At 39.0% G+C, this 15,566-nt stretch carries 13 protein-coding genes, 1 rRNA gene and 1 pseudogene; 8 read left to right on the top strand and 7 right to left on the bottom strand.

Translation table 11 applies throughout. From position 1 onward, the window contains the following. The 3 genes from rrf to cysK all read left to right on the top strand — a co-directional run. Positions 1 to 109: ribosomal RNA gene (gene rrf / locus CDG56_RS10725) — 5S ribosomal RNA — on the top strand; the annotation flags it as partial. Between the two features lie 93 nt (positions 110 to 202). Then, positions 203 to 787, top strand: coding sequence for a hypothetical protein (locus CDG56_RS10720; RefSeq protein ID WP_087547858.1), 585 nt, complete (start codon positions 203 to 205; stop codon positions 785 to 787). Between the two features lie 122 nt (positions 788 to 909). Next, complete coding sequence (cysK, locus tag CDG56_RS10715) at positions 910 to 1,911, top strand: cysteine synthase A (protein WP_087547857.1); 1,002 nt, start codon at positions 910 to 912, stop codon at positions 1,909 to 1,911. A gap of 61 nt (positions 1,912 to 1,972) precedes the next feature. On the opposite strand, the gene CDG56_RS10710 is transcribed toward cysK, so the two are convergent. Further along, positions 1,973 to 2,452, bottom strand: coding sequence for a lytic transglycosylase domain-containing protein (locus tag CDG56_RS10710; protein WP_227519059.1), 480 nt, complete (start codon positions 2,450 to 2,452; stop codon positions 1,973 to 1,975). Positions 2,453 to 2,969: 517 nt separating this feature from the next. Between CDG56_RS10710 and CDG56_RS10705 the strand changes: the two genes are divergently transcribed. The 4 genes from CDG56_RS10705 to CDG56_RS10690 all read left to right on the top strand — a co-directional run bounded on the left by CDG56_RS10705 (position 2,970) and on the right by CDG56_RS10690 (position 8,162). Beyond that, on the top strand, positions 2,970 to 4,187 hold the full coding sequence (locus tag CDG56_RS10705; RefSeq protein ID WP_087547856.1) for an MFS transporter: 1,218 nt from the start codon (positions 2,970 to 2,972) through the stop codon (positions 4,185 to 4,187). An 84-nt stretch (positions 4,188 to 4,271) separates the two neighbouring features. Beyond that, positions 4,272 to 4,781 (top strand): hypothetical protein, encoded by a 510-nt coding sequence (locus CDG56_RS10700; protein ID WP_087547855.1) that lies wholly within the window; start codon positions 4,272 to 4,274, stop codon positions 4,779 to 4,781. A 166-nt stretch (positions 4,782 to 4,947) separates the two neighbouring features. Then, positions 4,948 to 7,329 carry a YgiQ family radical SAM protein gene (locus CDG56_RS10695; RefSeq protein WP_087547854.1) on the top strand — a complete coding sequence of 794 codons (2,382 nt, stop codon included), beginning with the start codon at positions 4,948 to 4,950 and terminating at the stop codon, positions 7,327 to 7,329. 305 nt (positions 7,330 to 7,634) lie between these two features. After that, the gene (locus CDG56_RS10690) at positions 7,635 to 8,162 is read left to right on the top strand and encodes a DUF2726 domain-containing protein (RefSeq protein ID WP_087547853.1); all 528 of its coding nucleotides are present in this window, start codon (positions 7,635 to 7,637) and stop codon (positions 8,160 to 8,162) included. A 10-nt stretch (positions 8,163 to 8,172) separates the two neighbouring features. Here the strand turns inward: CDG56_RS10690 and CDG56_RS10685 are convergent, their stop codons facing one another. The 5 genes and pseudogenes from CDG56_RS10685 to mdtD all read right to left on the bottom strand — a co-directional run bounded on the left by CDG56_RS10685 (position 8,173) and on the right by mdtD (position 12,675). Continuing rightward, positions 8,173 to 8,526, bottom strand: coding sequence for a RidA family protein (locus tag CDG56_RS10685; RefSeq protein WP_004659495.1), 354 nt, complete (start codon positions 8,524 to 8,526; stop codon positions 8,173 to 8,175). Positions 8,527 to 8,648: 122 nt separating this feature from the next. Then, positions 8,649 to 9,005 (bottom strand): annotated as a pseudogene (locus CDG56_RS10680) (response regulator); the annotation flags it as partial. A 296-nt stretch (positions 9,006 to 9,301) separates the two neighbouring features. Then, positions 9,302 to 10,357, bottom strand: a complete 1,056-nt coding sequence (gene dinB, locus CDG56_RS10675; protein WP_171295143.1) for a DNA polymerase IV — start codon at positions 10,355 to 10,357, stop codon at positions 9,302 to 9,304. A 1-nt stretch (position 10,358) separates the two neighbouring features. Then, positions 10,359 to 11,120: a GH25 family lysozyme gene (locus tag CDG56_RS10670; RefSeq protein WP_005218798.1), complete on the bottom strand. Its 762-nt coding sequence runs from the start codon at positions 11,118 to 11,120 to the stop codon at positions 10,359 to 10,361. Between the two features lie 157 nt (positions 11,121 to 11,277). Further along, positions 11,278 to 12,675: a multidrug transporter subunit MdtD gene (mdtD, locus tag CDG56_RS10665; protein ID WP_087547851.1), complete on the bottom strand. Its 1,398-nt coding sequence runs from the start codon at positions 12,673 to 12,675 to the stop codon at positions 11,278 to 11,280. Between the two features lie 163 nt (positions 12,676 to 12,838). Between mdtD and CDG56_RS10660 the strand changes: the two genes are divergently transcribed. Then, complete coding sequence (locus tag CDG56_RS10660; protein ID WP_087547850.1) at positions 12,839 to 14,683, top strand: choice-of-anchor I family protein; 1,845 nt, start codon at positions 12,839 to 12,841, stop codon at positions 14,681 to 14,683. A 55-nt stretch (positions 14,684 to 14,738) separates the two neighbouring features. Here CDG56_RS10660 and CDG56_RS10655 read toward each other — a convergent pair whose 3' ends face one another. Then, positions 14,739 to 15,365, bottom strand: coding sequence for a TIGR00730 family Rossman fold protein (locus CDG56_RS10655; RefSeq protein WP_087536517.1), 627 nt, complete (start codon positions 15,363 to 15,365; stop codon positions 14,739 to 14,741). Positions 15,366 to 15,566: the final 201 nt, after the last annotated feature.

The raw sequence follows: 15,566 nt of genomic DNA, 5'->3' as shown, positions 1-15,566 counted from the left end.
GACAATAGCAAGAGTGAACCACCTGATCCCTTCCCGAACTCAGAAGTGAAACCTCTTAGCGCTGATGGTAGTGTGGCACTTGCCATGTGAGAGTAAGTCATCGCCAGCTTTTAAATCTAAACACCCCTAACCTAATGGTTAGGGGTGTTTTTTATGTTACATTTGTTTTAATTATATGATTGTCATTGATTAAGAAGATGTTATGGATGAAATCTCATTAGAAAAAATTAAATCAAATTTTAAACAAGTAAAAAATATACTATCTAATTCTACCCGTGTACACATTGATCGAGTTGAATATAGGACTTTCGATGAAGGGATGTGTGATGCCATCTATTTTATTTGTAAAAAATCACAAGGTTTGAATTCATTAGAAGCATTTATAATACTGGTTATTCATCAACTTCATTTTTATGAAGAATGGGATATTCTTGAAACAACTACAACAGATTTAAAAAATATTTTTGATATTTGGCTATTACCTATATTAGAGAAAGCTAATTTTAAAAAACTAACTGAATTAGAAGTACAAGAACAAACACAATGGATAGTGTATTCTATCCAAAAATTGATAAAGAAAAATCAGAATGCGAAAAATCTAAAATACTCTGATCGTTGGGGAATTTATCATAACGGTGTGGAGGTTACTCCAGTTGAAAGTTTTACTTTACCTATTTCTTCAGATATAAAATTAGCATTAGGATTAACAGCAGATTGGAATGAGATAGAGATATTTTATGAAACGTCCGATGACTATGTGTTTTTCTCATGGTTTACGGGTGCATAATCGGCGAAGAAAACTATGAATATGGGAAAAACTTTTCATAAATCTTAATGTTTTCTACTTTCCTCTTAGATTCACAAGCCTATAATGCTTAAGAATCATTCCAAATCTAATAAGGAAATAACATGTCGACCGATCAGCAATTTCCAACGCCTGCCAACCTAGGTATCGCTGTTTATGCAAACAATGCCGAAGCCATTGGTAATACACCTTTAGTTCGTATCAATCGCTTGATTAAATCAGATGCTACAGTATTGGCAAAAGTGGAAAGCCGTAATCCCGCATTTTCAGTAAAATGCCGTATAGGCGCAGCGTTGATTGCGGATGCGGAAAAACGTGGTGTACTTAAAACGGGTATGCATATTGTTGAACCGACTAGCGGTAATACAGGTATTGCTTTAGCGTTTGTTGCAGCGGCAAAAGGTTATCCTATTACTTTAACTATGCCAGCAAGTATGAGCTTAGAGCGTAGAAAAGTATTAAAAGCTTTAGGAGCGAATCTGGTTTTGACCGAGCCTGCTAAGGGCATGAAAGGTGCGGTGGATGAAGCTGTTCGTTTAGCCACTGAAAATCCTGAGCTTTATTTCCTACCACAACAATTTGAAAATCCAGCCAACCCTCAAATTCATGTTGATACGACTGGTCCTGAAATCTGGCAGGCAACCAATGGACAAGTGGATATCTTAGTTGCGGGTGTTGGTACTGGTGGAACAATTACAGGAATTTCACGTTATTTTGAGCAAGTTCAAAATCAGCCAATTTATTCTGTTGCAGTCGAACCTGCTGAATCTCCAATTATTACCCAAACTAAAAATGGTGAAAGCATTATACCAGCACCGCATAAAATTCAAGGGATTGGTGCGAATTTTATTCCTAAAAACTTAGACCTAAACTTGGTCGATGAAGTGTTGCCAGTGAATAGTGCGGATGCGATTGAGTGGGCAAGAAAATGTGCAATGCAAGAAGGAATTTTAGTGGGTATTTCAAGCGGTGCAGCATTGGCGGCGGCGGCACAAATTGCTGAACGCCCTGAAAATGTATGCAAAACGATTGTTGTAATTTTACCTGATAGTGGTGAGCGTTATTTGTCTTCGGTGTTATTTGAAGGTTTGTTTGACGAAGCATAATTTCATTATTCAGCGAATAAAAACCATGCCTAAGAGCATGGTTTCTTATTTACTCTTTATTTTATAGGGCTTTTTTTAAGATTTTTTCATGACGTTTTACTGAACGAGCATACTTTTTACCTTTATGGCGTGTCCAAAAACTCCGTTCATAACCTGATGGCCCAACATTATAATACGCTACGGCTTTTGACCAACTGCCTGCAGATTTATAATAGGTCGATAGGATATATGCACCGCAATTAATATTAGTATTTTCATCATAAAGATTGCCAGGACAAGACTGGCGCCAATGAGTCGAAACTATTTGAGTTAAACCGATCGCACCTGTAGGGGAGCGTGCTGAACTATTATAATTTGATTCTTGGCGAATGAGCGCAGCGAGTAAAGTGGGTGATACATCATAACGCTCTGCATTTTGCACGATCATTGGGGATAAGCGATTTGCTGTATTTGGAGAAACAGAATAGGCATTTTGTAGTCCAGATGACAACTGAGTAGAGCGATTGGCGAATGATCCACTTAAACTACTGCAAGCTGTCATATTGATTGCAATCACAATCAAACTTATTTGAATAATCAGCCTTTTTAATTTTTTTATAGATCGTTGTTGATCATGGTGAATGGAGATGAATTGCAAAATAATAAACCGTTAGCGTTAAGTTAAATGGATGGTATTAACCACGAATAAATGAGTCAATAACAGTTACTTTATGATGATGTGAATATCTCTTTATCAATAGAAAAAGCCCCGACATCCTGTCGAGGCTTTTTCATATTTGGTTTCTTGCCGTTAACTCCTGTCAACGATCACATCCTGTGTTTCTTGTTGTTCTGAATGAGACATCCTATCTCTTTACGACTAATATCATAGATAATTAAACTTTAGTCGTATATTCGCTAATTACCCCAACTAGTGTACGTTTTTGCGTACAAAATATAGGGTCATTTTGCAGAAAACTATATGCAATGCCCAACTTTTCAGGTTTTTTTAAAGGCAGCCATTACAGGAAGTATAAAAGGGACTAAAATCAAACCAGACCTGTAGAAAAAGCTGATTTATGTCTGACATTGTCAAAACCCATATCGAATATGGTTCAAAATCGTTTACTGCGATTTTATGGTCTTTATTTTTTGCTGGTTTTGCATCCTTTTCATCGTTGTACAGTGTACAACCCATGATGCCAATTTTTGCAAAATTCTTTCAGGTTACACCGACGCATAGTAGTTTTCCTTTATCCTTTTCTACCGTCGCCTTAGCAATTGGTCTGTTATTCACAGGTTTTATTTCTGATCGTTTCGGGCGCAAGCCGATTATGGTGTTTGCCTTGTTTCTTGTTTCGGTTTTGTTGCTGGTCAGTGCGTCTTTTCCAATCTGGGAAATTTTCTTAACAACTCGTATTTTTATAGGCTTGGCGGTGAGTGGTGTTGCCGCAGTTGCCATGACTTATATTGGAGAGGAGATTGCACAGAAAGATATTGGTTTTGCGATGGGGCTGTATATCTCAGGTACAGCGATTGGAGGGATGGGAGGGCGCTTGATTGCAGGGGTTTTAGTTGATTTTATCTCATGGCAATCAGCAACTTATATTATTGGTTTTATCAATCTTGTCATTGCTTGTTTATTTTATTTATTGTTGCCAAAATCACAGCATTTCAAGCCATTTCCATTCCGATTTTCACGTTTTAAAGCCGCGTTTGAGCAAAATTTAAAAGACTCGAAACTACGAATTTTATTTGCCCAAGGCTTTATTTTAATGGGTTGTCTCGTCACAGTTTTTAACTATATCAGTTACCACTTATTAGAAGCGCCATTTCATTTATCACAAACATGGATTGGTTTGATTTCGATTGCTTATCTTGCTGGAATTTATAGTTCACCGAAAGCTGCGCGATGGGGGTATCAATATGGTCGAGCAAAAGTGCTGCCTTTTTTATTATTTAGCATGATGGTTGGTCTGTTCATTACGCTTATTCCTTCGCTTTGGGCAATTTTACTGGGATTGACGATTTTCACTTTTTCATTTTTTGCGGCACATTCGACAGCCAGTAGTTGGGTCTCCGTTCAGGCGGTACAATATCGGGCAGTTGCTTCTTCGCTGTATTTATTTTGCTATTACATCGGCTCAAGTTTGCTTGGGAGTAGTGGTGGTTTGGTCTGGGAGAATTTTGGATGGATTGGAATTAATTTGAGTGTCGGAGTGGTCTTAGTGATTGGTTTTGCGCTCGCGATACACTTAATGAAAAACGAAACTAAAACGACAAATAAAGTCGCATAAACTTGATAAAAGTCCTGAAAATTTAGTAATTTAAACAAGCACCTATTTGGGTGTAGAGATAATATTAAAATTGGGGAAAATAAGATGGAATTACATAGTCGCGTTTATTATAAACATCCTGATTCAACAATCATGGGACAATTAGAGGTCTTATTTACCACACATCATGGAGATGAAGAAAAGTTCATTCAGACAGCTTTACTCATTAATCCGCAAGCGGATGAGATTACTCAAGAGCTAGTTGATTTGATTGATTCGATTGAACATGATCTTGCGCCAGAGACATTACACTATATTGATGGGTTTGCTGTCCTAGATTTTACCCATGGCTCAAATGGCGATGAAAACATTGAAAATATTTTATTATTTTTAAAAGGATTATTACCTGATATTCATGCACAAGCTTGGGGCTGTGGTGATGATGATCCATGGGAGTTTTGGTTCAAATTTGATGGCGATGAGCTTATTCGTGAAGATGATGAACCATTGAATGATCCTGATGAAGATGAAGAAATTAAAGCTTCTATTTATAGGTGGTGGCATCAAGATTTACCTTCTGAAATTAAAGAAGGCTTCTTGAACGAAGAAGTATAATTATCAAAATTTTATGATGCTATTTCCTCAATAAGTTACAAATACTTTTTGGGGAAATGCTTCTGTTTGTTTTTTGATCTATAAAAATGAATTGAATTCATGCTAAAATGATCGGCTTTCATCTTTAGATGTCTCTCCTCCATCTGCTAGCCGAGATTCGCAAGCCATGTCTACTGCCTATACTATGCAGACCGCGCCAAAAGCGTTGTTTGATTACGACAAATATTGGGCGTCGTGTTTTGAACCCGCACCATTTTTGCCGATGTCACGAGAAGAAATGGATCAACTCGGCTGGGATGCGTGTGACTTTATTTTGGTTTGTGGTGATGCCTATATTGACCATCCATCTTTTGTATCAGGTGTGATTGGGCGTGTACTTGAAGCACAAGGCTTCCGTGTCGGAATCATTGCACAACCAGATTGGACCAACGCAGAGAGCTTCCGTGTTCTAGGCAAGCCAACCATTGCATGGGGTGTGACCGCAGGGAATATGGATTCAATGATCAACCGTTATACGGCAGATCGTAAAATTCGTTCCGATGATGCCTATTCGCCAAACAATGAAGCAAATAAGCGTCCAGACCGTGCAGCAACAGTTTACTGTCAGCGTTGCCGTGAGGCTTTTCCTGACGTTCCTGTCTTGCTTGGTGGTATTGAAGGCAGCTTGCGTCGTATTGCACATTATGATTATTGGTCTGACAAAGTTCGCCGCTCTATTTTGATGGACTCAAAAGCTGATCTATTGATGTATGGTAATGGCGAGCGTGCGATTATCGATGTGATGCATCGTTTAGCCAAAGGTGAGAAAATCCACGAAATTACAGATGTTCGTGGTACAGCATTTATTATTAATAAGCATAATAAAGCATCTAAAGCCAAATTCGTTGAAATTGCCAGTAATGACGTGGATACCATTGGACGTGTCGATCCAATTATTAATCCTTATGTCATGACTGAAGATATTGATGGCTGTGAAGTTGAAAAAGAAAAAGGTAACTCATTAGCGCAGTATCAAAATTTCCAAAAAGAAATCGTTGCCAATCCAATCGTGCGTGAAGGGGATCAACTTGATCCAGATACACAGATTGTGCAGCTCAAGCCTGCGCCATCAAAAGCGATTAAACATAAATTACCTCCACGTGAATTGGCGGTGATTCGTTTACCGTCTTTTGAAGCTGTTGCTGATGATCATGTGTTGTATGCCCATGCCAACCGCATCTTGCACCTTGAAACCAATCCGGGTAATGCACGTGCCTTAGTGCAGCGTCATGGTGAGCGGGACGTCTGGATCAACCCACCACCAATTCCTCTGACCACTGAGGAAATGGATTATGTGTTTGATTTACCCTATGCACGTTTACCGCATCCTTCCTATGGAAATGCACGTTTCCCAGCCTTTGATATGATCAAATTCTCGGTCAATATCATGCGTGGTTGTTTTGGTGGATGTACCTTCTGTTCAATTACTGAACATGAGGGGCGTATTATTCAAAACCGTTCTGAAGATTCAATTTTACGTGAAATTGAAAAGATCCGTGATACGGCACCTCAATTTACAGGCATTATTTCAGACTTAGGTGGTCCAACTGCAAACATGTATCGTTTGCACTGTAATGACCCTGAAATTGAAAAAAATTGTCGTAAGCCATCTTGTGTTTATCCAGGGGTTTGTCAAAACCTACATACCGATCATGCACCTCTTGTTCAGCTTTATCGTAAAGCGCGTGAAATCAAAGGTGTGAAGAAGATTTTGATTGGTTCTGGTCTACGTTATGACCTTGCGGTATTGAATCCTGAATATGTGAAAGAATTGGTACAGCATCATGTAGGTGGCTATCTAAAAATTGCACCTGAGCATACTGAACAAGGTCCATTGTCGAAGATGATGAAACCGGGAATTGGGACGTATGACCGCTTTAAACAAATGTTTGAGCGTTTCAGTAAGGAAGCAGGTAAGGAACAATATCTCATTCCATACTTCATTGCAGCACATCCGGGTACCACCGATTATGACATGATGAACTTGGCGATTTGGTTGAAGAAAAATGGTTTCCGTGCTGATCAGGTACAAACCTTCTACCCATCACCAATGGCCACTGCGACCACGATGTACTACACAGGCAAAAATCCGTTGTCTAAAGTGGCACGTTATACTGAAAATGTCGATATCGTGAAAGGTGAAAAGCGTCGTCGTCTGCATAAAGCATTCTTGCGTTATCATGATCCAAATAACTGGCCTTTGTTACGTGAAGCCTTAAAGGAAATGGGACGTTCAGACCTGATTGGAAATTCCAAGCAGCATCTGATCCCAACCTATCAGCCACAAGGTACGGCTGAAGGTGAATATAAATCTGCACGTAAAAAGAACTCAACTGTTGCAGGTGATTCAGCGAAACGTGGTCAAGCGCAATCTCAGCCACAATCAGGTCAGAAACGTCCACAAAAAGGGCAGATCTTAACGCAACATACTGGTTTACCGCCACGTGAAACAGGTGACAAAAAACCATTCTCAGGAAAATCAAAACCTAAAGTGAAACCAAAGCGTTAAATCAATAAAAAGAAGGCATCAGTCATGATGCCTTCTTTTTTATACATAAATGGTAGGGTAGTCACAATCTAGTTATAAAAGTACAATTTATCGAAACATATACTGACAATATCCGCTTGAATATTTGCCTACTGATGATTATAAATATAGATGCAGGATGCTTTTACGACTTTGGTCGACGAGTGAAACACGATTAAAAAAATTTAAGTTACACTGCTAAAATGACTTTAACTATCGTTGTTGCTGATTAAAAAAATGGCTCAAAGCCAAAATGATTATAAAAAATCTAAAGGGATTCGTTAGAAATGTATTATTTCATAACAATAGTTGGATTGCTGTTGATTACAGCACTTGTGTTTCGACGTCTACATCCTAATCGGCGTCAAGATAGTCCATTAAAACGCCGTGGTATTCTCAATATTTCTGAGCAAATTACCTTGATGCGTTTACAAGCTGTATTACCTCGTCATACGATTTTGGCGCATGTTTCTTTTGATGCGCTATTAACGACAAAATTTGCACATACGCGTCGTAAGTATCAAGGTTTAGTTGCTGATTTTGTCGTACTTGATCAGCAACATCAAGTGCTTGCAATTATTGAGATTGCAGACGAGTCATATGTGAATCGGCTGCATCAAAAGCATTATCAAGACAGCTTATTAGAATTAGCGGGTTATCGAGTATTGCGCTATAGAAGTATTCCAACGGAGCAAGAGTTACGTGAGAACTTAGTTCCTGATCTATTTGAACCGATCATGCCTGTTTCAATCACAGCAACCACAATGCCGCAAACGGAACGAGTTATGAAATATAATGTTCTAGCAGCAAAATGATCTTAATTGATTATGGACGTACTGCTGTCACGGTCATTTCAACCAAAACATCTGGCGTATACAGTTTAGACTCTACGCAGGTACGTGCTGGGGGATGACCTTCAGCAATCCATGCATCCCAAACCGCATTCATTGCTGCATAATCTTGTTCAATGTCTTTTAGAAAAATAAGGACAGATAAAATATGCGTTTTGTCTGTACCTGCTTCTGCGAGTAAACGATCGATATTATCTAAAGTTTGTTGTGTCTGTGCAGTAACATCGACACTGGTATCATCTGCCAGTTGACCTGCCAAATGAACTAGATTTCCTGAAATTGCGACTTCGCAATAACGTGAAGTGACATGCAGTCTTTGCACAGTCATAAAGAATTACCTAATGAAAAAAACATATGCTGATTGTACTGCATGGCCCCTAGCCACAGTGTAATTTTGTATAAATCAGGCAGCAAAGCTTTCCATGCGAACCAGCCTGCGTTGCTGGAAAAATAAAAGGCTTTAATCCTTGCCACAATTTCACGCGCGCTAAAGGGCTTGCTGCAATAGTCATCCGCACCAATTTCCAGACCGACCACACGGTCAATTTCATCATCGCGAGCCGTTAAAAATAATAAAGGTGTTTGATATTTTTGACGCAGTTGTTTGCAGACTTCAAAACCATTGAGATCAGGTAAACCTACATCTAAAATAATAAAATCAAAAGTCTGTTGAGAGAGTAATTCGAGTGCTTGCATTCCTGTATTTGCCCAACTGACACTCCAACCTTCACGTTCAAGCGCATAACGCAGTGGTAATACAATGGCAGCTTCATCTTCAATACAGAGAATTTGTTTTTGATTCATAATGATCAGTAATCAATATTTTCTAATTTTATGATGTTAGTTTAACTGAAGTCTGGATCGAGAGAACTAATGTTGAGAATTTTTATAAAAGATAAATAAGAAAAGGACACCTGAAGTGCCCTGTAATATTCGGATTTGATCGTCACGCTAACCACAGGAGCAAATGCTAAAAGCGAGGATTTCTTTAGCAAGGGCAAGCAACAAGGATAATGTTACCGCGCCGCCTAGAGTACTGAAAACCGCATAAAAAGCAAACATAAATTTTAGTTTGGGATATGCTTTTGTGTAAAAAAACGCCACTACCACAAAGAGAGTTGAGATTCTTGTTGCATGGGCTGTAATTGATAGACGCCAACACCGACTAAACGGAATTGAAAAGTCGGGTCAATATGCATTTCATTCAGCAGTTGAAAGATGACTTGTGCTAAGTCTTGTTCAGATTGTAGCGCTTGTTTGAAGCTTTTACTGTGTTGTAAAACCTGAAAGTTTTTAAGTTTAAGTTTTACATTGACTCCTCGAGCAGTTAATTGTTTTTTATTTAGACTACGCCACACTTGCGCAGCTAGGGTCTGCCAAGTGTGATGACATTGTTCAAGTGTATAATCATCATCAAAAGTGATCTCTTTTGATATTTGTTGGCGCTCCCGTTCTGCTTTTACAGGACGATGGTCAATCCCTTGAGCATATAAATACAGTTGTTTTCCGTATTTGCCAAAATGATGAATAAGTATATTTTCTTCTATTTTTTGTAGATCACCGAGTGTGTGTAAATTCAGTTGACTTAATTTTTCTTGAGTGACTTTACCGACCCCTGGAATTTTATTGAGGGCTAAATCCTGAATAAAATTGAGTACCTGATGAGGTTTTATCACAAATAAACCGTTAGGTTTGTTCCAATCAGAGGCAATCTTTGCCAAAAATTTATTGGGAGCTACACCAGCGGACGCAGTGAGTCCTGTTACTGCAAAAATATCAGCACGAATGTGTGCAGCGACCTCAGTCGCACTCGGAATGTTTTTTAGATTCTCAGTCACGTCTAAATAAGCTTCGTCTAATGATAGCGGTTCAATCAGAGGGGTGTATTGTTGGAAAATCTGATGAATTTGAGCTGAGACTTCACGATATTTTTCAAAATTAGGCTCAATCACCACAACCTGAGGGCAGAGTTTTTTAGCTTGCCCCATCGACATGGCAGAGCGCAGACCAAAGACACGAGCGGGATAGGATGCTGCTGCGATTACGGCACGAGGGTGATGTGAAGAAATCACCACAGGTAAGCCGTTGAGATCAGGGCGTTCTCTGAGTTCAACCGATGCATAAAAGGCATCCATATCAATATGGATGATTTTGCGCAGTTCACTTGGCATCTACGATGCCTTGTTGTTTTAAAAAGATTCGCCACTGTTTTGGTGACTCAGCATAGACATTCAGATCAACAGGTTTGGGAATCCCATCTATGTTTCCACTTTGGCTATGTTGCCAAAAGAGCCATTGCCGTCCATCTTTTAATTCAGGTTTACCCTCATAATCCCTCACCCATAATGGGGTATTGCTAAAATTACCCATCAAGACAATGTGGTAAAAAGTCTTGGAAATATAAAAAATAGGTTGTTTGCCATAATGTTTATGGAGTTGATCATTCATGATCTGAATTTCTTTGAGTAACTGCTCTTTGGTATAGGTATTAATGCAATTACTGTCATATTCAAGATCAATCACAGGTGGTAAGGCATCTGCTTTCTTTGGCACAGTAGCGATAAAATTTTCAGCCTGAACGGTGCCATCACGGCAGAGACGGTAGAAATGATACGCACCGACATGTAAACCTCTTTCACGTGCTTTGAGCCAATTCTGCTGAAAATTTTGATCTTTGAAATCGCCACCTTCGGTGGCTTTGAGATACACGAATTGGTATTGCATCGGAGAGATCTTTTTCCAGTTAATCTCACCTTGATGATGTGATACATCAAATCCACGGATTGAATAATCTTGTGCTACGGCTTTTTGTTGATAGAACAATCCAAAATAACTGACGATACCGAGCATCACTGTTAAAGCAATACTAGTCAGTGCTGGATAATGCTGAGAGAGTGGATACTTCGGTATTTTCTTTGCCATAATGAGATTTTGTACTATGCAATATCGAGTTGAGTGCTAGATTTACAGTATTCGTTATGCAGCGATTGTACTCGGTTTAGCTTTTAGATTGATCATCTGATGGCTCAATTGTTCCACAAATTTACATGATGTATTGAGAGTAATCCTAGACATTCTCTTATGGAGACTCATCCGTAGTTTCTTTTGGGATCTGCCAAAAGATGATTGCAGTAATGATGTTAATACAACCCAGTGTAATTAATGTGGCATGGAAAGCACTGCTCATTGATGTCGTTGAAAAGTGCTGACTGAATAGATTAATCAGTGTGCCTGCCATTGCGACCCCAATACTCATAGACAGCATCATAATCATTGATAAGAAACTATTACCGCTGCTGGCATCGTGTTGTGGCAAGTCCTTGAGAGTGAGCGTATTCATGCCTACAAACTGTAGCGAATTTAATGTGCCAAAAATAAACAAGTGTAAGACTTTCAACCACAGTGGAGTCACTGCTGTCATGAATGAGAAGCTCGCAATACATAATCCGACCAAGATGGTATTGGTGAGTAGAAAACGACGATACCCCACACGTTGAATTAATGGACGAATAATTGGTTTCGAAAATAATGAACCCAAGACCAATGGAATCATCATTAATCCTGTAATGAAAGGTTCAAAGCCAAAGGCAACTTGTAACATCAAAGGTAAAATAAAAGGAATGGCATTGCTGCCCAAACGTGCGAAGAAATTACCTAATACACCGATCGAGAAGATTTTGTAACGGAATAAACGTCCATGAAATATCGCATTTTGATGGGTATGCGCATGATAGGCATAGCTAACTGTGGCAATTATGCCGATCAACAATAAGCTGATACTCACAAGATTTGAATATTGTGAGGAGGCCATATTTTCAATGCCTAAGGATAAACCGACCATCGCGACCATTAATAAGATAAAACCGCTGAAATCGAAAGTTTTCACCGTCGGCTCTTTTTGATTGGGCATGATCTTAAATGTCATGATCATACCGAGAATACCCATCGGAAGATTAATCAGAAAAATCCAATGCCATGTTGCGACTTCAACTAACCAACCGCCTAATGTAGGTCCCATCAGTGGACCGATTAACCCTGCCAAACTCATGAGACTCATGGCTGAAAGAAATTGGGAGCGTGGAATTAGTTTTAATAAAGCCAAACGACCTACAGGCATCAGTAATGCACCGCCGATACCTTGAATCACACGGAAAAACAACAGTTGTTCTAAGTTTTGCGATAAGCCACATCCTAATGAGGCCAAGCTGAAAATCACCATAGAGCTGAGATAAATATTACGAATCCCAAAACGATCGGCTAACCAACCACTCAAGGGAATACAGGCTGCAACAGATAATACATAGGCGACAATCACACTATGCATTTGTAATGGGTTTTCATTCAGTTGAATCGCCATGCCTGGTATTGCAGTATTCACGATGGTGGTGTCTAAGGCTTGCATAAAAAAGCCAATCGAAACCAATATGACCAACCATCGAAATTCGGGCTGTACAGCTTGGTGTGTTGTCGTGGTCATGAGTTCTGACACATAAGAAATCGGTTCTAGTTTAATGCAACCCTATTGGAAATAAAGACCAAAATTGTCAAAGAGTGGTCATGGAACTGACATTAAAGTGTCATCGAACTTGCATCTCAAATCACTAAATTAACCATACAAAATAAGGGTATGGAATTTGATGATGAAATTTAAGATTTCAGTTTTATTGACAACATTGTTGTCTGTCGGGTTGGTTGCCTGTAATGAGAATGATAACGCTACGAACTCACCAGAGGTTGTAGAAGCAACGCCTGAAACAATGAAGTTAAGTTTGTTAGGGCGTTATGAAACCAAGGTGTTTGTTAAAAGTGCAGCTGAGATTCCTGCGTATGATGCGGCAAGTAAACGCTTATTTGTAGTCAATGCACAAAAAGGTTTAGTCGATGTTTTAGATGCATCTAAACCAGCACAGCCTGTACACATTGCAGAGCTTTCAGCACGAATGTATTTAGCAAATTCTGAAGTAAATAGTGTTGCTGTGAAAAAAGGCATTGTTGCGATTGCAGTACAAGCTGAGAATAAAACGGATGCAGGAATGGTGGTGTTTTTTAATGCCAAAGATCTCAGTTTTATTAGCAAAGTGAGTGTGGGTGCTTTACCTGATATGCTGACTTTTAGTCCAGATGCTAAAACGGTTTTAGTCGCAAATGAAGCAGAACCGAATGATGATTATTCGGTTGATCCTGAAGGTTCAATCAGCATTATTGATATCAGCAATATTCAACAACCTAAAGCCAGTGTGGCAGGTTTTAGTGCATGGAATAATCAAAAGTCAGATTTATTGGCCAAAGGAGTACGTATCTTTGGTCCAAATGCCAGCGTTGCTCAAGATTTAGAACCTGAATATATAACCATTTCAGCAGATAGCAAAACCGCTTGGGTCACGTTACAAGAAAATAATGCAATTGCGAGAATAGATATCGCACAACAGAAAGTCACCGATATTTATCCATTAGGCTATAAAGACCATAGTTTGGTTGAGAATGCTTTAGATGTGAGTGATCGGGATTGTGATCCAAAAACAGATTGTAATGGTGATGGTGTTATTGATACCAAAGATAAAGATAAGGGAATTATCAATATCAAACCTTGGGCAGGTTTAGTGGGGATATATCAACCAGATTCGATTGCGAATTATCAGGTGAATGGCCAAACTTATTTGGTGACTGCCAACGAAGGGGATTCACGAGCTTGGTTAAAAGATGCTGAGGCATATTTTGGTGGTGATACCAGTAAGGGCTTTGTAGAAGAAATTCGCGTTAAAGATCTGTTTAAGAGTAGTGGTTTTACCAATAAAGTCAAAGATGAGTATCCAGCGCATTTACAGAAAATCGCTGTAGGCGTAAAAGGTGCACGATTAAATGCATCAACTTTTGGTTATTGTGGCGCAACGGCAACAGATGCAAAAGGCTGTCGTGAAGATGGTCAATTAGGTCGTTTAAAAGTGACATGGACCAAAGGATACCAAGTGAATCAAGACGGTACACCAAAACTGGATGCAGATGGTTATCTGGTTTATGACAAACTCTATGCCTATGGTGCACGTTCATTTAGTATCTGGAATACCCAAGGTCAACTTGTTTGGGATTCGGGTAGCGAATTTGAAAAGAAAATAGCAGAGTTATTACCTAAATACTTTAATAGTGATCATGAAGAAGTCACTTTTGATAAGCGAAGTGCTGCCAAAGGCCCAGAACCAGAAGGTATTACTGTGGGCACAATTGGGAAGAAAACCTTTGCTTTTATTGGCTTGGAACGTATGAGTGGCATTATGGCGTATGACATCACCACGCCGAATAAACCTAAGTTTATTGAATATTTTACTACCCGTAACTTTGTAGAAACAGATATTGCGCAGCAGGGTGATTTAGGACCTGAGGGGTTGATTTTTGTCTCTGCAAAAGACTCTCCAAATGGTAAGCCATTGCTCGTGGTTGGTAATGAAGTCAGTGGTTCAACGGCTGTTTACCAAGTTAATCTTCAATAAACTCTGAGCATAAAAAAACGGATCAATTTGATCCGTTTTTTTTATGCTGAGTATTTTAAACTTCGATACGTGTAGGACTATTCAAATTTTTAATTACATTGGTAATTTGTTCAAGCGAATCACAAATAATCACTTTGGCACGATGTTGAGGAGGTAAAAATCCTTCTTCAACAGCATGATCTAGTTGAGCAATCAAGGCATCATAAAAACGATTTACATTATAAATAATCATCGGTTTTTGGTGCTGATTGAGTTGGCCCCAAGTCGCTATTTCTAAAATCTCTTCAAAAGTACCCAAACCACCAGGTAAAGCAATAAAAGCACTGGCACGTTCTGCCATCAATGCTTTACGTTCATGCATGGTTTCAACAATATGAAGCTCTGTTAATTTATTGTGTGCAATTTCATAGTCCAACATAAACTCAGGAATTACACCGACTACTTCACCGCTATGTTCGAGTACAGTATCTGCAACTTGACCCATTAAGCCAATACTTGCCCCGCCATAGACAATTCCAAGACCTTGATTCGCGATGTGTTGAGCAAGTTCGATGGCTTTATCTCGATAAATGGGTTTGTTACCTGTACGAGAACCGCAATATAACGCAATAAGAGATTGGGTGGTTTTTCTGGGGGTAGAAGAAATGGTTTTTTTATCTGTCATTCTAAATACACTATTCATTCGGTTTATTTTCACCTTATCATTTTCATTGTGCTTGTCTAGGTTAAATGACTTTTATGACAGTTTTATGCACACTTTACGTACAAAACAATATCATGAATTTTAGAAAAAATTTGAAAACAACAAGCACATAAAAAAGATGAATTTCACTGCAATCTTGCCTATACTGAAAATCCTTTTATTAATTTATGTACCTCTATG

The sequence above is a fragment of the Acinetobacter sp. WCHA39 genome (assembly GCF_002165385.1).
Taxonomy (GTDB): Bacteria; Pseudomonadota; Gammaproteobacteria; order Pseudomonadales; family Moraxellaceae; genus Acinetobacter.
Note: the sequence above shows the minus strand (reverse complement) of the source record. Positions and strands in the feature narration are given on the sequence as shown.

Bases quoted from the DNA above. Each gene is read 5' to 3' on its own strand.
- CDG56_RS10720 (WP_087547858.1), top strand. From the start codon at position 203: ATGGATGAAATCTCATTAGAAAAAATTAAATCAAATTTTAAACAAGTA.
- cysK (WP_087547857.1), top strand. From the start codon at position 910: ATGTCGACCGATCAGCAATTTCCAACGCCTGCCAACCTAGGTATCGCT.
- CDG56_RS10710 (WP_227519059.1), bottom strand. From the start codon at position 2,452: ATGACAGCTTGCAGTAGTTTAAGTGGATCATTCGCCAATCGCTCTACT.
- CDG56_RS10705 (WP_087547856.1), top strand. From the start codon at position 2,970: ATGTCTGACATTGTCAAAACCCATATCGAATATGGTTCAAAATCGTTT.
- CDG56_RS10700 (WP_087547855.1), top strand. From the start codon at position 4,272: ATGGAATTACATAGTCGCGTTTATTATAAACATCCTGATTCAACAATC.
- CDG56_RS10695 (WP_087547854.1), top strand. From the start codon at position 4,948: ATGTCTACTGCCTATACTATGCAGACCGCGCCAAAAGCGTTGTTTGAT.
- CDG56_RS10690 (WP_087547853.1), top strand. From the start codon at position 7,635: ATGTATTATTTCATAACAATAGTTGGATTGCTGTTGATTACAGCACTT.
- CDG56_RS10685 (WP_004659495.1), bottom strand. From the start codon at position 8,526: ATGACTGTGCAAAGACTGCATGTCACTTCACGTTATTGCGAAGTCGCA.
- CDG56_RS10670 (WP_005218798.1), bottom strand. From the start codon at position 11,120: ATGGCAAAGAAAATACCGAAGTATCCACTCTCTCAGCATTATCCAGCA.
- mdtD (WP_087547851.1), bottom strand. From the start codon at position 12,675: ATGACCACGACAACACACCAAGCTGTACAGCCCGAATTTCGATGGTTG.
- CDG56_RS10660 (WP_087547850.1), top strand. From the start codon at position 12,839: ATGAAATTTAAGATTTCAGTTTTATTGACAACATTGTTGTCTGTCGGG.
- CDG56_RS10655 (WP_087536517.1), bottom strand. From the start codon at position 15,365: ATGAATAGTGTATTTAGAATGACAGATAAAAAAACCATTTCTTCTACC.